Below are 11,076 nucleotides of genomic sequence, written 5' to 3'. Positions count from 1 at the left end.
CTCAGAAGTGAAACCTCTTAGCGCTGATGGTAGTGTGGGGTTACCCATGTGAGAGTAAGTCATCGCCAGCTCATTATTCGAAACACCCCCTGATATCTCAGGGGGTGTTTTTTTATGCGTGGAAAAAAGATAAAAGGGGGCGAAAATAAAGCGTTGGAAATCCAACGCTATAAATCGACCTAAAACGATAAAATTATTTTAACTGACGTCGTGCATGCTTTAATGCAGTTCTTAACCCTTCTTCTAAAGTTGGATGATAGAAAGGCTTATCCAAAATTTCATGTATGCTTAGTTCTTCTGAAATCATCCAAGCTAACATAAGCCAATGACTGCATAATTTGAATTGTGGGCGGGTATCCAACGAATATCATGGTCCATTCTGACCAAGGCTCACAGCACTGTAGTCGTGATTTTAGAGCGCTATTATTGATGAATAACTGCATCCAAAGCATGTCTAGACGAGGCCTTGCGCAGTATATTGCTCATGGGATAATGCAGTAACAGAAAGCTTCTTTCACACATTTAAAGGTCATGTGGTACATGGCAGTGTATTTTTGACCCGAAAAGAAGCCAATGTTGTCTTGTTTGACTATATTGAGATTTACTACAATCGAGTGAGAAGGCACTCTGCAAATGGTTGGTTAAGCCCAGAAGCCTTTGAGCAGAAATATTTTAAGAATTTAGAGGGATAGGTTGTCCACGATACTGCCTGGGATCATTATTTGGCTACCTTTATCGGGTAAATTTTATATTTAAAATATCAATATCCTAAATATTCGATTAAAAAAAACCTGCTTAAAAAGCAGGTCATAGATTTAGAGAAATGAAGTCAATTAAGCAAAAATATTACATGCCGCAGATGCCAAAATCCATAGAATCACCACTGCAACTACTGGCTCTACAATTTTTGACCAAGTCGGTACTTGTACTTCAGTTGTTACGTCTTCTTGTGTATGTTGTTGATTAACCATTTGATTGAACTCCTTCATTGATGCCTCTAATGATATCTCTTCTTGAAGATTTGGTTTAGAACCAAGAAGCTCTGTTAGGTTGTTTGTTGACCAAACCCAATCATCCGCTTGACCAGAAAGGTGTTCAATTTGTCCATTGAGTAATTCTTGAATGCTTTGTGGTGAGTGTGAGCCGGTATCATGAAGTTGCTTTAATTCATTTAATTGTAAATGAAAAATTTCAGTTGTTAGGTGTTCAAGTTCAGAGCGTTCTAATATTGATGCATTCGATGGATTGGTGGTCAGATGGCGTGAAACTTCTTGAATATAGAGTTCATCAGGATGAGTAATTTCTTGATAAACCTTTTGAGCATTATTGCGGAGCTGATGAATCAATTCACCTAAAGTTAATGCATTAATTTCACGTATATGTTGACGTTTTTCTTCACGATTTAAATGACTTAAAAGCGTAGGCTTTTGAGATTCTATTTGTTCGACAAAATATTGTACTAAATCAAAAGCCATTATTCGCTTCCTTATTCTTTAATCGAGCAACCTTAAACCTGGTTTTTTCTTCGGCTGCTCTTGTTGTTCTTGGTCGTTTGATTTTAAAGCATTTTGATCATTCTGAATACCTTCATATTCTTGAGGATCGAAGAACATGCCTTGACCATTTTCACGTGCATAGATACCTAGAACAGCAGAAAAGGGGATATAGAGGTTTTGCGAAACGCCACCAAAGCGTGCAGAGAAAGTAATCGTCTCATTGCTCATGTGTAGCGCATGCGTTGCATGAGGTGCGATATTCAGGACAATTTGGCCATCTTGGATATATTGAACTGGCACCATCGTACCATTCTGTGTCGCATCGACAAGTAGGTACGGTGTAAGTTGATTGTCACAAATCCATTCATAAAGTGCCCGTGTTAAGTATGGACGCGTTGGAGTGAGTTGTAGTTCCTGTTCAGACATAATGCTTACTCGAATATTTATGGGAAATTAATTTTTTGCTAAAAGCTCGCTATAGCGATTTTTTTCCTGCAATGTCATCGATTTGATAAATGCAGGACGGCTAAAGATGCGTTGGCAATAGAGAAATATAGGGCGGCATTGCTGTTTGGGAAGCTCAATCCCCATGGCTTTTAGGCGCAGAAATACAGGTGCGAGCATACAGTCTAACATGCTAAATTGTTCAGACATAAAATAAGGATAATGCTGAAACAAGGGGGTAAGTGAAATAAGTGTATCACGTAATTGTTTTTGTGCTTTTTGCTTGGCTTTTTCATCGAGGGTATCGGGATGGCGAAGCATAATATCGGCAAGTTTTAACCAATCTTGTTCGAAGCGCCATACATATTGACGTTGCTCTGCACGAGGCATGGGTGCATCTGCATACAGTTTATTTTGACGATATCGGTCATCCAGATATTCGGCAATAATACTGCTGTTATAGAGTTTTAGGCCATTTTCAATCATCATCGGAAGTTGATTGTAGGGATTTAAACTCGCAAGATCTTCGTCTTCATCATCAGCAATAATTAAATTATGTTTGATTTGCTTCTCTGCAAGTACATAGCGTATCCAGTGTGAGCGAAAGTCATCCGCATGACTGTAAAGCGTAATCCCTTGGAGAGGTGCATTTTCGACTGACATAATCCGAGACGATGAGAAATGAATAAGATAGGATACTAAAATTAGACAGTAAAATCACGGAGACTTTAGCAATATCAATGCCGCTACAGCGAAAATTACAGTTTTGTTTTATTTGATATTATCTGATAGATTTTCATGTCATTCATTTACCTGATCATCACCGCATGATGACCATTGCACTTGTACAAAAAATATTATTTTTCGCTGCTGTTATTTTTATGGGCATTGGCTTTTATACGGCACTCGCTGGAGGTTATGCCTCTGATTATGGAGCAGAGGATGATAGCCCAGAACAAAAAAGCAAAATGACCATCTGTACAATTACACTAACACTGTCGGTTATATGCTTAATTGCGAGTTTGAGTCTCTTTGTTTATCGGATCATTGTTCTATTTGCATCATCTTCATAAAAATTAAGACATAAAAAAACCTTGGCATAAGCCAAGGTTTTTTGTCCGATTCGGTAAACGAATTAACGTTTAGAGAATTGAGGACGTTTACGAGCTTTACGTAAACCAAGTTTCTTACGTTCAACTTCACGAGCATCACGAGTAACGAAACCAGCTTGACGAAGAGCAGGTTTAAGAGTTTCGTCAGAAGCGATCAATGCACGAGTAATACCGTGACGGATAGCGCCTGCTTGACCACCGATACCACCACCAGCAACAGTGATGTAAAGGTCATATTTCTCAGTAGCTTCTAAAAGCTCAAGTGGTTGGTTAACAACCATACGAGCAGTTTCACGACCGAAATATTGTTCTAAAGAACGGTTGTTGATTACGAGTTTACCAGTACCAGCTGATAGGAAAACACGTGCAGTTGCGGTCTTACGGCGACCTGTACCATAGTTAGTAGCCATGTGCTGTATCCCTTAGATGTCCAAAACTTGTGGCTGTTGAGCAGTATGTGGATGCTCAGTACCAGCGTACACTTTCATTTTCTTGATCATTGCATAACCAAGAGGACCTTTTGGCAACATGCCTTTTACAGCACGTTCGAAGATTTCTTCTGGTTTGTGAGCAACTAATTTTTCGAAATTAGTTTCACGAATACCACCAGGGAAACCAGTGTGGCGATAATATTTCTTATCAAGTGATTTTTTACCAGTCACTTGAACTTGCTCAGCATTGATAACAACGATGTAGTCACCAGTGTCAACGTGAGGAGTATAAGAAGTTTTGTGCTTACCGCGTAAACGACGAGCGATTTCAGTCGCAAGGCGACCTAAAGTTTTGCCAGAAGCATCAACAACGTACCAGTCGTGTTGAACTTCAGCTGGCTTAGCGCTGAGAGTTTTCATTAAACCACTACCTATTATAGTTGGTTTGGACTATGGAAGCTGTCCAAACAAAAGGAGACGCGATTCTATACGAATACGTGAAGAATCACAAATGAAAATATAAAATTTCAAGCGCTGTATTGTAGTATATTTCTTCAGCAATAAACAGTAGATAATCCAGAAATTATAAAAAAAGCGGATGAAAGTAAATCATGTCGAATTCTAATCTGTTAAAAAACACATCTGAACCCTTATTTTGCGACATTGGTGGTATTTAATGGGCTTATGTAGCACCTTGATTTTAAGCCCAACTTTTTTGTATTTGGTATATTTGCATGGGGCGGATGGTGCGATCATCGTTTTGTTGATGATGCTCACTTTATTTTTCCTTAGTTATTTATTGGTTTATCTGTTGATTGGATTATTGCTTGTGAGCGTTATGTCTTTTTGGTTGATAACGAAGTACCCGCAGCATGTGTCAGTCGTTCAGCGCGGCATTATGATTCTTATTTGCATTGATTTGGATCATTGACATTTTAGGTTTTGCTTTCGATTTCATTCCATACAATGTCGTACAACGCGCTTATTTTTGAGTTTTGTCAGGTATTTTTAGTCAATAAAATTAGGTCTGTCATGTGCATCACACAGTATAATAATGTTATTGCACACACAGGATAGACCCATGCTGCCTTTATATATCACGAGCGGTGAACCCGCAGGTATCGGACCTGATATTTGTTTGAGCTTAGCCAATCGAATAGATGAAAGGCCAATTGTGGTTCTTATTGATAAAGATTTGCTGATCAAGCGTGCTCAACAGTTAAAGCTCGAAGTTGAACTGATTGACTATGTTGGGCAGGAAGCGTCGGCAGCTCTAGGTCAGCTTTATGTGGAACATGTACCTGTGGCTAAATCTGTCATCGCAGGTCAGTTAGATGTGAACAATGCAGCCTATGTGTTGGAGCAATTACGGCGTTCTGCAGATTATGCGATGTCTGGCAAAAGTGTTGGTGTTGCAACTGCACCTGTGCAAAAGTCGATTATTAATGATGCCGGTATCCATTTCAGCGGACATACGGAGTTTTATCAAGAATTTGCAGGCGTTGATCGTGTCGTGATGATGCTTGCGACCAAAACGCTCCGTGTCGCATTGGCAACTACACATTTACCGCTTCGTGATGTAGCCGATGCCATTACTCAAGAACGTTTGCATCAAGTCATCGATATATTAATTCATGACTTAAAAACCAAATTTAAAAAAGATCATCCGCATATTTTGGTGTGCGGTCTAAACCCACATGCGGGTGAAGATGGCTATTTGGGCATGGAGGAGATTGAAGTGATCAATCCGGTGCTAGAGCGTTATCGCGCTCAAGGGGTGAATATGAGCCTGAGCTTACCTGCCGATACCTTATTTACCCCTGAAAATTTAAAAGATGCCGATGCGGTTTTGGCGATGTATCACGATCAGGGCTTGCCTGTGTTAAAGTCGCAGGGCTTTGGCGAAGCCATCAATATCACTTTGGGCTTACCGTTTATTCGGACTTCAGTGGATCACGGCACAGCACTGTCACTGGCTGGAACTGGTCTTGCTAAAAGTTCGAGTTTACAGGTGGCGGTTGATTTGGCTTTAGAATTAGCACGTGCGAAAAATAACGAAACTTAATAATAAAGGTTTGAATTTTATATGAATAATAGTAAAAAATTATCAAAAATAAAACAGGAAAATAACAAGATGCTTAGGGCGAAATCGATCATTCGCCCATTTTTTGGGATTGCGTTAGCGTTGATGCTGTCAGCATGTTCAACGCTCGCTACAGATCATCATTTTTGTGAATTAAAAGTATTATCGCTGCAAATTCCAAAACAGACGGAAGGATTTATACGTTTTGCATTACCGGGTGCTGTGGATGGCTTTAAACATAATCAGCAAAAATTTAATCAAGCGCTGACCGCGGTGCATAAAAAATATGCGAATCGTGATGGAGCTGATAAAATGCTTCAAGATGGACAGGCAATCAATGCTAATATTGATCTGCTTGTACAGCATCAAAATAGCCTGAGTGCGCTATATGAATATCAACTTCTTGTAAGTGAAACCATTCCAGGTATTCAAGCTGAATATAACATTCTGGCTGATATGATGGCTAGAGCAAACAATTCAGCTATTCAAGCAATGATTGCCAAAAATCAAGTCTATATTGCGGGACGAATGTTGAGTTCTTTGCTGAAGTTAACTGATGTAAATTCTATTCATCCAGACGATTTAGATGACTTTTTAGCAGATTTTGAAACTTTCAATATTTTTTTGAAGGCTCAACTGAATGGTAATCCCGAACTCGGTGTAGAGCGCGTAAACAATGCTGAAATGCGTGAAAGTTTGCTCTCCATTCAGGCTGAAACTGAAGAAATGATGAAATCTGAAACAATGGCTTTGTTGAAACAAAGAGAGCCATTGCTCAGTGTAATTAACGCGGCTCGGGATAATGTGGCCAAGTCCGAAGAAATTTTTGCTCGCTTGAGTGAATTTGAATCAAGTCAGTAATCGTTGTAATAAACCTATGCGGAGAATTTTATGTATCAAATTAATGCCCTAAACCCAAAAGATGAAGGGCATCACACGCGTAAGCGGTTTGGACAGAATTTCTTACATGATCAACGTGTTATTGCCAAAATTGTACGTTCGGTAAATCCGCGTACTGGTGACAATATTGTCGAAATTGGTCCCGGTCTTGCCGCGCTTACATCGCCTTTAATTGGTGAATGTGATGCTCTAACTGTGGTTGAGCTGGACCGTGACTTAGCTGCAGGTTTGCCGGGCCGTGTGCCGCATCCTGAGCGCTTGACCATTGTTGAAACCGACGCGCTGAAATATGACTTTACCGAGCTGTTTGCCGAAGGCCGTCCTCTGCGCGTGGTTGGCAACTTGCCGTATAACATCTCGACTCCGCTGCTGTTTCATCTCTTGGAGTTTGGCGACAAAGTCAAAGACATGCACTTCATGCTGCAAAAAGAAGTCGTGGACCGTATTACCGCTTCACCGAATACTAAAGAATATGGTCGTTTATCGGTGATGATTCAATATTTCTGCAAACCGACGTTTTTATTTGAAGTGCCACCGGGCTCATTTAATCCGCCGCCAAAAGTCACCTCTGCGGTATTCCGTTTAGAGCCTTATGCCGTTAAACCGATTATGGCGAAAGATGAAAAAGCGCTTGCGCGTTTAGTTTCACATGTCTTTACTCAGCGCCGCAAGACCTTGCGTAACAGCTTAAAAGGCATGTTGGTTGAAGATGGTTTTGAAAATGCAGGGGTTGATCCAATGGCGCGTCCAGAAACCCTAACACTTGCAGAATTTGTCGCATTAGCAGATCAAATGGTGGCTTAAATAATTATGACTCGCAATATTCGCTATAACTATGTCATTGGTGATGTTCAAGGCTGTTTTGAAGCATTAAAAGCTTTACTGAAAGAGATTAAGTTTGATGCAGACCAAGATTTTATATGGTTTGCCGGTGATCTCGTCGCACGGGGTGAAAACTCGGTAGGCGCTTTGCGGTTCATCAAAAAATTAGTGGATAGTGAAGTTGCGGCGACGGTACTGGGCAATCATGATCTGACTTTGCTGGCATGCGCTCGTGGTATTAAGGATATCAATCCTAAAGACAATATCGATGATGTGATTCACGCTTTAGAAAGTGATGATTTGATTGATTGGTTACGCAAGCAGCCGCTGTGTCTATTTCCGAATGAGCAAACCATTTTGACTCATGCGGGTATTCCTTTGAATTGGACTGCGCAGCAAACCGCAGACTTGGCAAAGGAAGTGGAAGCGGTGATTGGTCATGACGACTTTGATGTGGTCGATGCGTTTCTTCAAGTGATGTACGGTAAAGAGCCGAACCTATGGTCGGATGATTTGTCTGGTCATGCGCGCTTACGCTGTATTACCAACTATTTGACCCGCATGCGCTTAACCGATGCAGAAGGTCGATTAGAGTTCAGTTTTAAAGATTCACTCGATGACCCTATGCCGAAGGGTTTTAAGCCATGGTTTGAGTTTGAGTCACAAGCAGCTCAGACCCATCAAATTCTTTTTGGTCATTGGGCTGCTTTACAAGGAAAAAGCATTTCAGCAAAAATCCAAAATGTGGATGGCGGATGTGTTTGGGGCAATCAGTTGATGGCCTATCGTTTAGAAGATCAGCGCATGTTTGCGGTCGATAACCCAGTGATGTAATGATTAAATGTAATCTAAGATATAAAAAAGGCCACATCGATGTGGCCTTTTTTATTGATCCGTATGAATTAATCAACGCGAATCCAAGTTTGGTTACGACCTAAGACTGAAACGCCAATACTTGCACGGATCGAAATACGTTTTCCTGTGCTGTTTAAGCGGACTTTAGCATCATAAACTTTGCCAGAAAGAGGGTCGATAATACGACCTTTTTCATAATTATTCGTATTATTAATTTGCTTTAAACCTTTAACAATTTCCATGCCGAGAATCGGTTGGTTGGTATAAGGCGCAGGGCACTTATTACAGTTTTTTTGCGGTGTATAGCCCGGACGTGGTGTAATTTTAATAATTTTACCGGTATAGGTATTATTTGATTCTTTGTGAATCGAAATAATTGCTTTAGCCGCTCCTGTTTTATCGTCAATTTGTTGCCACGTGCCAGCAATGTCATTTGCAAATGCACCATTCATCAATCCGAATGTGCAAAGGCTGAATAATATTTTTTTAAACATAATCGCTTGTCCCCGAGAAGCATGATTTATGAGCACGTATGTTAGAAAGTTTACGAGAATAGTCAACTTTAATTTAAAAATAATTTGAAGATATTCGGAATAAGAAAAACCGCCATGTCGGCGGTTTTTTTACTTGTTTGAGGTTACTCTTGGCGAATCCAAGTTTGGCTACGACCAAGTGCAGAAACACCCATATAGCCACGTAGCGTGAGACGTTTGCCACTGGCATTTAAACGGATTTTTGTGTCGTAAACTTTGCCTGAAAGAGGGTCAATAATACGGCCTTTGTCGTAGTTATTAGTGCCTTCAATATGTTTTAAACCTGTTAAGATATCAAGGCCTAAGATTGGCTTGTTTTTGTAGGGTGCAGGGCAGTTTACGCAGGTGTCGCGTGGTGTATAGCCCGGACGCGGCGTCACTTTGATGATTTTACCCACGAATGTGCCATTACTTTCTTTACGGATTTCAATAATGGCTTTTTGTGAACCTGTTTTATCATCAATTTGTTGCCAAGTCCCTGAAAGGTCTTGAGCAAAAGCTGAACCACTCATTACAGCAGCTAAGAATAAGAGGCTCACTTTTAATTTTTTCATCAGATATTCCCTGTAGGTGGTTCACCTATATCAAATCAATTTACTGAATAAATTTAAAATTTATTCAGCGCGAATCCATGTCTGTGTACGACCAATTGCGGAAATCCCCAGATATCCACGTAAATGTAAGCGCTTACCATTGGCAGAAATTTTGCCTTTTAAGCTGTAAATTTTGCCTGCTAAAGGATCAATAATTTTTCCTTGAGAGTAGGTATTTTCACTTTCAAGTTTCAGCCCCTTAAATACATCCATCCCTAAAATAGGCTGGTTGGTATAAGGTGCAGGGCAATTCACACATTTTTCCTTTGGTGTATAACCCGGACGTGGCGTCACTTTCACAATTTTGCCGGTATAGGTGTCTTTGGCATCTTTTCGAATTTCGATCAGTGCTTTAGGCGAACCGGTTTTATCGTCAATTTGTTGCCAAGTCCCTGTAAGATCTTGAGCATAGAGTGCAGAGCTTGTGACTACAGCACCAAATAATGCAGCCCATTTCAAACTTTTTTCGATCATATTAATAATCCTTTATCAATACACTTTGTGAGGGTTTATTGATCATACTAGGTAATATTTGAACTTAGAGCAACTACTCTAAGCCTAAATATTTACATTTTATTCGGGAAAGTTGACATGTTGCACAAAAGTGCCTTTACCAAAAATGTAACATCCACAGCACATCGTTCAATGTGTTGTGGTGTACCCTAGAATTTATATTAAGTTTATTTTTTATACAAAACAATCATTTAAAAGTGATTGCTCAGTCACATATTTTGTAGATAGAGTATGAAAGTTGGCAACCAGATTGCTGTGAATACTGCATTTACCGCCATGCCAAATGCCGCATAGCGCCCAGCAATGCTGCCGCGCTGCCAAGCTTGAGCTGTGCCAATTGCATGTGCAGCAAGTCCTAAGGCGAGTCCTGATGCACGTTCATCATGAATATTTTTGAGTATGATGGGTGAAAATGCTGCACCAATCACCCCTGATAAAATCACAATCAAAATCACCAAAGGAATCGGGGAATGCAGCAGCGTCGCAATGTTGATGGCAATAGGGGTCGTCACAGCTCGTGTAGCGAAAGCCATAATGGTTGGATCAGACAGATGCAGTAAATAAGCCAGCCCCATAGGGAGGGCAACGGCACTGATACTGGCAAAGACTAAAATCCCGCCTACGGCTTTTAATGGTAAGTCATCGTAACGCATCGCTGCTAAAGGAATGGCTAGAGCCACCGTGACATAGCCGAGTAAGTTATTGAATAGTGGATTCACCTGTGTCATATAACTTTCATAGGAAATGCCAAACAGATAGAGCATACCAATGACGAAAAACATCCCAATCACAATCACGGGGATTTGCGGTAATTTTTTATTAATGGGTTTTGCGACAAGATAGGCGATCAGGGTAATGATGAATCCAGAGAGGATTGAAAGCATGTTGATTCTCCTTATAGCCATTTCTTAGACATTTTTGCGTAGACCCACAGCGGTATGAGGGTGCTGACAAAGAGAACAATCAAAAATATCGGAATTTCATCGCCTAAATGCATCATCATCAGCAATGAGCCTGCACTAATGGGTAAGAAGGCAAAGGCACTTTCTTTCATGATTTTATTATTGGTGTCGACCAAACTGGCCGGAATTTTGTTGAATTTTCTCCAAAATGAAAGCACGATCAGTAAGCTAATCAGTCCGACGAGATTGCCTAATTCGGGGTGATTGAATTGCTTCATGACCCAGACCGCGCCTTCACGGAAAAGAATAATTAATGCAATAGTGCCTATCCAGGCTTTCCAGTCGATGCGCTTGATCCAGTCCATTTTTGTCTTTCGTTAAAATTATACAAA

Annotated in this window: 15 protein-coding genes and 2 pseudogenes; 6 read left to right on the top strand and 11 right to left on the bottom strand. The window is 40.4% G+C overall.

Going from position 1 to position 11,076, the window contains the following annotated elements:
* Nucleotides 1-193: 193 nt before the first annotated feature.
* Nucleotides 194-319: pseudogene (locus tag FTV04_RS16830) on the bottom strand (hypothetical protein); the annotation flags it as partial.
* A gap of 32 nt (nucleotides 320-351) precedes the next feature.
* Between FTV04_RS16830 and FTV04_RS10170 the strand changes: the two are divergent.
* A pseudogene (locus FTV04_RS10170) lies at nucleotides 352-692 on the top strand (IS3 family transposase); the annotation flags it as partial.
* Between the two features lie 141 nt (nucleotides 693-833).
* On the opposite strand, the gene FTV04_RS10165 reads toward FTV04_RS10170, so the two are convergent.
* From FTV04_RS10165 to FTV04_RS10155, 3 genes are read right to left on the bottom strand one after another with little or no spacing between them, the layout of a single operon-like run.
* Nucleotides 834-1,475, bottom strand: a complete 642-nt coding sequence (locus FTV04_RS10165) for a hypothetical protein (protein WP_180089379.1) — start codon at nucleotides 1,473-1,475, stop codon at nucleotides 834-836.
* 18 nt (nucleotides 1,476-1,493) lie between these two features.
* Nucleotides 1,494-1,922, bottom strand: coding sequence for a ClpXP protease specificity-enhancing factor (locus tag FTV04_RS10160; protein ID WP_078194278.1), 429 nt, complete (start codon nucleotides 1,920-1,922; stop codon nucleotides 1,494-1,496).
* 27 nt (nucleotides 1,923-1,949) lie between these two features.
* Nucleotides 1,950-2,603 (bottom strand): glutathione S-transferase N-terminal domain-containing protein, encoded by a 654-nt coding sequence (locus FTV04_RS10155; RefSeq protein ID WP_180011641.1) that lies wholly within the window; start codon nucleotides 2,601-2,603, stop codon nucleotides 1,950-1,952.
* A gap of 164 nt (nucleotides 2,604-2,767) precedes the next feature.
* On the opposite strand from FTV04_RS10155, the gene FTV04_RS10150 reads away from it, so the two are divergent.
* Complete coding sequence (locus tag FTV04_RS10150; RefSeq protein WP_180011640.1) at nucleotides 2,768-3,013, top strand: hypothetical protein; 246 nt, start codon at nucleotides 2,768-2,770, stop codon at nucleotides 3,011-3,013.
* Between the two features lie 62 nt (nucleotides 3,014-3,075).
* On the opposite strand, the gene rpsI is transcribed toward FTV04_RS10150, so the two are convergent.
* Both rpsI and rplM read right to left on the bottom strand, forming a co-directional pair.
* Nucleotides 3,076-3,462, bottom strand: a complete 387-nt coding sequence (gene rpsI / locus FTV04_RS10145) for a 30S ribosomal protein S9 (RefSeq protein ID WP_078190115.1) — start codon at nucleotides 3,460-3,462, stop codon at nucleotides 3,076-3,078.
* A gap of 12 nt (nucleotides 3,463-3,474) precedes the next feature.
* A complete protein-coding gene (gene rplM, locus FTV04_RS10140) occupies nucleotides 3,475-3,903 on the bottom strand; it encodes a 50S ribosomal protein L13 (protein WP_004722943.1) in 429 nt (142 codons plus the stop codon).
* A gap of 661 nt (nucleotides 3,904-4,564) precedes the next feature.
* Here rplM and pdxA point away from each other — a divergent pair.
* Genes pdxA through FTV04_RS10120 form a run of 4 tightly spaced genes read left to right on the top strand, consistent with a single transcriptional unit; the run spans nucleotide 4,565 to nucleotide 8,122 of the window.
* Entirely contained in the window at nucleotides 4,565-5,548 is a 984-nt protein-coding gene (pdxA, locus tag FTV04_RS10135) for a 4-hydroxythreonine-4-phosphate dehydrogenase PdxA (RefSeq protein ID WP_180011638.1), read from the top strand.
* A gap of 21 nt (nucleotides 5,549-5,569) precedes the next feature.
* Nucleotides 5,570-6,427, top strand: a complete 858-nt coding sequence (locus tag FTV04_RS10130) for a pilus assembly protein PilJ (protein WP_180050329.1) — start codon at nucleotides 5,570-5,572, stop codon at nucleotides 6,425-6,427.
* A 30-nt stretch (nucleotides 6,428-6,457) separates the two neighbouring features.
* A complete protein-coding gene (rsmA, locus tag FTV04_RS10125; protein WP_180011634.1) occupies nucleotides 6,458-7,270 on the top strand; it encodes a 16S rRNA (adenine(1518)-N(6)/adenine(1519)-N(6))-dimethyltransferase RsmA in 813 nt (270 codons plus the stop codon).
* 6 nt (nucleotides 7,271-7,276) lie between these two features.
* A complete protein-coding gene (locus FTV04_RS10120) occupies nucleotides 7,277-8,122 on the top strand; it encodes a symmetrical bis(5'-nucleosyl)-tetraphosphatase (RefSeq protein ID WP_180089378.1) in 846 nt (281 codons plus the stop codon).
* 68 nt (nucleotides 8,123-8,190) lie between these two features.
* Here the strand turns inward: FTV04_RS10120 and FTV04_RS10115 are convergent, their stop codons facing one another.
* The 5 genes from FTV04_RS10115 to FTV04_RS10095 all read right to left on the bottom strand — a co-directional run bounded on the left by FTV04_RS10115 (nucleotide 8,191) and on the right by FTV04_RS10095 (nucleotide 11,049).
* Nucleotides 8,191-8,637, bottom strand: a complete 447-nt coding sequence (locus tag FTV04_RS10115; protein WP_180089377.1) for a DUF2147 domain-containing protein — start codon at nucleotides 8,635-8,637, stop codon at nucleotides 8,191-8,193.
* Between the two features lie 143 nt (nucleotides 8,638-8,780).
* Nucleotides 8,781-9,230 carry a DUF2147 domain-containing protein gene (locus tag FTV04_RS10110; RefSeq protein WP_168379558.1) on the bottom strand — a complete coding sequence of 150 codons (450 nt, stop codon included), beginning with the start codon at nucleotides 9,228-9,230 and terminating at the stop codon, nucleotides 8,781-8,783.
* A gap of 60 nt (nucleotides 9,231-9,290) precedes the next feature.
* Entirely contained in the window at nucleotides 9,291-9,743 is a 453-nt protein-coding gene (locus FTV04_RS10105) for a DUF2147 domain-containing protein (protein WP_111884999.1), read from the bottom strand.
* A gap of 248 nt (nucleotides 9,744-9,991) precedes the next feature.
* Entirely contained in the window at nucleotides 9,992-10,666 is a 675-nt protein-coding gene (locus FTV04_RS10100) for an LrgB family protein (protein WP_180050323.1), read from the bottom strand.
* 11 nt (nucleotides 10,667-10,677) lie between these two features.
* Nucleotides 10,678-11,049: a hypothetical protein gene (locus FTV04_RS10095; RefSeq protein WP_180050320.1), complete on the bottom strand. Its 372-nt coding sequence runs from the start codon at nucleotides 11,047-11,049 to the stop codon at nucleotides 10,678-10,680.
* Nucleotides 11,050-11,076 lie beyond the last annotated feature (27 nt).

It is taken from the genome of Acinetobacter sp. YH12219, assembly GCF_013417875.1.
GTDB lineage: Bacteria > Pseudomonadota > Gammaproteobacteria > Pseudomonadales > Moraxellaceae > Acinetobacter > Acinetobacter amyesii.
The sequence above is the reverse complement of the archived record's forward strand: the minus strand, read 5'-3'. Positions and strand labels throughout refer to the sequence as shown.